3 protein-coding genes are annotated in these 3,147 nt (G+C 47.0%); 1 reads left to right on the top strand and 2 read right to left on the bottom strand.

Annotation, left to right across the window (positions count from 1 at the left end; genetic code table 11):
- Nucleotides 1–65 precede the first annotated feature (65 nt).
- Nucleotides 66–1,688, bottom strand: a complete 1,623-nt coding sequence (locus tag ABUA47_RS23935; RefSeq protein WP_349832192.1) for a tetratricopeptide repeat protein — start codon at nt 1,686–1,688, stop codon at nt 66–68.
- A gap of 97 nt (nt 1,689–1,785) precedes the next feature.
- On the opposite strand from ABUA47_RS23935, the gene ABUA47_RS23930 reads away from it, so the two are divergent.
- Nucleotides 1,786–2,394 (top strand): ribonuclease HII, encoded by a 609-nt coding sequence (locus ABUA47_RS23930; protein WP_008662678.1) that lies wholly within the window; start codon nt 1,786–1,788, stop codon nt 2,392–2,394.
- A 6-nt stretch (nt 2,395–2,400) separates the two neighbouring features.
- On the opposite strand, the gene ABUA47_RS23925 is transcribed toward ABUA47_RS23930, so the two are convergent.
- Nucleotides 2,401–3,147 (bottom strand): magnesium transporter CorA family protein (locus ABUA47_RS23925; RefSeq protein ID WP_349832190.1); only part of this gene is annotated, 747 nt, incomplete at its 5' end.

Raw genomic sequence — 3,147 nt, 5'->3', positions numbered from 1 at the left:
GGTGAGGGTGGTGAGGGTGGAAATGCAAAATAAATATTCAGCGCGCCTTGGGCTTGAGCGCCGGATTATATATTCTGTAGATAGTCCGTCAGGTCTTCTTCGGAAGAGAGGTTGAGGGATTTGCGCAAGCGGTAGCGGGTCATGTTGATGGTTTTGGGAGTGGTGCCGGTCAGCATGGATATTTCTTTGGTAGACAGGTTCACCCTTAGCAGGGTGGCAAGATATTTCTCGCCTTGTGTCAGTTTGGGATGAATCGCCACCAGTCTTTGCAGGAATTCATTGCTCTTGTCATCGATGTTTGTCAGTAGGGCGCTGTTGGTTTTGTCACCACTCTGGCTCTGGCTGATGAATGCGTTGATTTTCTTCAGGTGGGGCGTGATGGCTTGTGCGTCCATCTTATATCCCTCTTTCACCATTTCGCGTATTTTGTCCAGCAGTTCGTTGCGGCTTTTCAGGAATACGGCGAAGCTGGTTGCTTCCTGGCGGCTGGTGGCGAGGGCGTTGTTTACGTTTTGCAGTTCCAGTTCTTGCTGGTGCATTCTTAGCTCGGCAACTTCCTTTTCGGACAGTTGCAATTGGTAGCGTGCTTCTATCAGTTGCAAATCTTTTCGGCGTTTATACCATTTATATAGAAAGATACTGAAAGCTATTCCCAGAATGAGTACGCTGCCCAAAAGCCACAAATTGCGTTTCAGTAGCTCTATCTTGTAGGTTTGTTCCTGCATTTCAGTGGCATATTTTTGGTCTTGGTATCTTTTATAGGAAATTTCCTGCTCGATGTTGCGTAGCTTGTTGCTACTTTGCAGTTCCTTGCCCAGGTGGTACCTCTTGTCCAGATACTTATAAGCTTGGGCATAGTCACCTATAGCTGCATATACCATGGACGAATATTCGTAATTGTCGCAAATCAGTTCGCGGGCTCCGATGTTGTGGGCATACTCGTAGGCTTTATGCAAGGCTTCCAAGGCTTTGGAGTATTGCTTGTCATAGTAATACTGTTTCCCCATGTTGTTGTAGTTTTCGCCAAGAGACCATTGGGCATCCAGATTCTTGTTGATGGTGATGGCTTCCTGGATGAAAGAAAGTTTCTCTTCCGTATTTCCCCGGTACAGACAGAGGTTGTTCAGGTTGGTTGCAATCTCTTTCAGGTTTCGTTGGGCACGGTTGATGGCCAGCGCACGCTGGAAGAAACGCTCGGCAACGGTAAATTCACTCATGAAGTGGTGCATTACTCCACGTTCGTTATAGCATCCGGCCACAGAGGTGGAATCGCCGATGGATTTGAAGATGGAGGTTGCTTTGTCGTTCAGTTCAATGGCTTTGTTGTAATCGCCTAGTTTGCTGTATACACGCCCCATCAAGGAGCAGAGTTGTGCCATTTGTTTTTTGTTGGTGGGATGGATATATTTTTGGGTGTCATAAAGATTCTTGATACTTAGGTCGAAGTTCCCCAACAATTGTTCGGCTTGACAGTAGAGAATCATAGCTTGTGCGCGGACCTCACTGGGCTCATCTTCGGGAAACAAGGCAGAAGCCTGAGCTGCATAGTAGGAAGCTTGTTTGGGGTTGTTGTACAGGTATTTCTGTGCTTGGTCAATCAATTTCTGTGCTTGCTGCATGTCTTGAGCTTGCAGTGGGGCAGCTGCTGACAGAAGACATACGAGTAGTAGACATAGGTTTTTCTTCATGGCATCGTCTTGTTTCTGCAAATTTAATTAATTCTTCTTAGAAGTCCGGTTTCCCTCCAAAAAGATTTATCTTTGTGCCTCAAAGATAGCGATATATATGTTATTACCTTATTTGAATAAAGATTTGATAGAGGCAGGATGCGATGAGGCCGGTCGCGGCTGTCTGGCCGGTGCGGTCTATGCCGCTGCTGTTATTCTGCCAACGGACTTTAAGAATGAACTTTTGAACGACTCCAAGCAGCTGACGGAAAAACAACGCTATACCTTGCGTGAAGTGATTGAAAAAGAGGCTCTGGCATGGGCGGTGGGCGTCGTCTCTCCCGAAGAAATTGACAAAATCAATATTCTCAATGCCTCCTTTCTTGCCATGCACCGTGCTGTTGACCAACTGAATGTCCGTCCGCAACATCTGCTGATAGACGGCAACCGCTTTAAAAAATATCGGGACTTGCCGCATACTACCGTAGTGAAAGGAGACGGGAAGTACCTTTCCATCGCTGCCGCCTCCATTTTGGCAAAGACCTATCGTGATGACTACATGAACCGCCTTCACGAGGAATATCCGTATTATGACTGGAATCGTAACAAGGGGTATCCCACCAAGAAACATCGTGCCGCCATTGCTGAGCGGGGTACTACACCCTATCATCGCTTGACGTTTAATCTCTTGGGGGATGGGCAGTTGTCGCTGAACTTCGGACAATGATGCTGTTTAGAACCACTTAATCCTTCTGAACCATACGAATGTCACTGCTGATAATATTGCCGACAAAAGTATGATGAAAATAAACGCGTGCGGAAAACTCTCCAGGTGGATGTCCACATTCATGCCGTAGAAACTGGCTATCAACGTGGGAATCATCAGTGTAATGCTGAGGCTTGTCATACGTTTCATGATGGCATTCACATTGTTGGAGATGATGGAGGCGAAGGCGTCCATGGTTCCCGTCAGGATATCACTGTAGATGTTTACGGTATTGTATGCCTGCTTCAACTCGATGACCACGTCTTCCAATAATTCCAAATCCAGATAATTGGTGTCTTGAAAGATGTTTTTCAGCCGTCCTATCATCACTTCATTGCCACGGATGGAAGTGTTGAAGTAGACCAGCGTCTTTTGCAGCTTCATCAGTTGCAGGAGATCTTCGTTGCGGATGCTTTTCTCCAGCTCTTTTTCGGCGGTGGCCACATCGTTGTTTATCTGTTTCAGATACTTCAGGAACCAGACGGCGGAAGAGTAGATGATTCGCAGAATCAAATCCAGTTTATTGTTGACGACTATGTTCTTCCGGCGGGTGTGCTGAATGAAGTCCGGTATCAGCTCCGTGTGGTGATAGCAGACAGAAACGATGATTCCGTCATTGGTGATAATGCCGATGGGCACAGTGATGAACGGCACGCCGCGTTGGTTGCTCTGCATCGGGATGCGGAGGATGGTCAGCAGCCAGTTGTCTTCTGT

It is taken from the genome of Bacteroides sp. RTP31139st1_H2_RTP31139_211217, assembly GCF_040227615.1.
In the GTDB taxonomy this organism is placed as follows: Bacteria; Bacteroidota; Bacteroidia; order Bacteroidales; family Bacteroidaceae; genus Bacteroides; species Bacteroides uniformis.
The sequence above is the reverse complement of the archived record's forward strand: the minus strand, read 5'-3'. Positions and strand labels throughout refer to the sequence as shown.

What these genes read in the sequence shown, in the direction of transcription:
- ABUA47_RS23935 (WP_349832192.1), bottom strand. Translation starts at nt 1,688, where the DNA reads ATGAAGAAAAACCTATGTCTACTACTCGTATGTCTTCTGTCAGCAGCT.
- ABUA47_RS23930 (WP_008662678.1), top strand. Translation starts at nt 1,786, where the DNA reads ATGTTATTACCTTATTTGAATAAAGATTTGATAGAGGCAGGATGCGAT.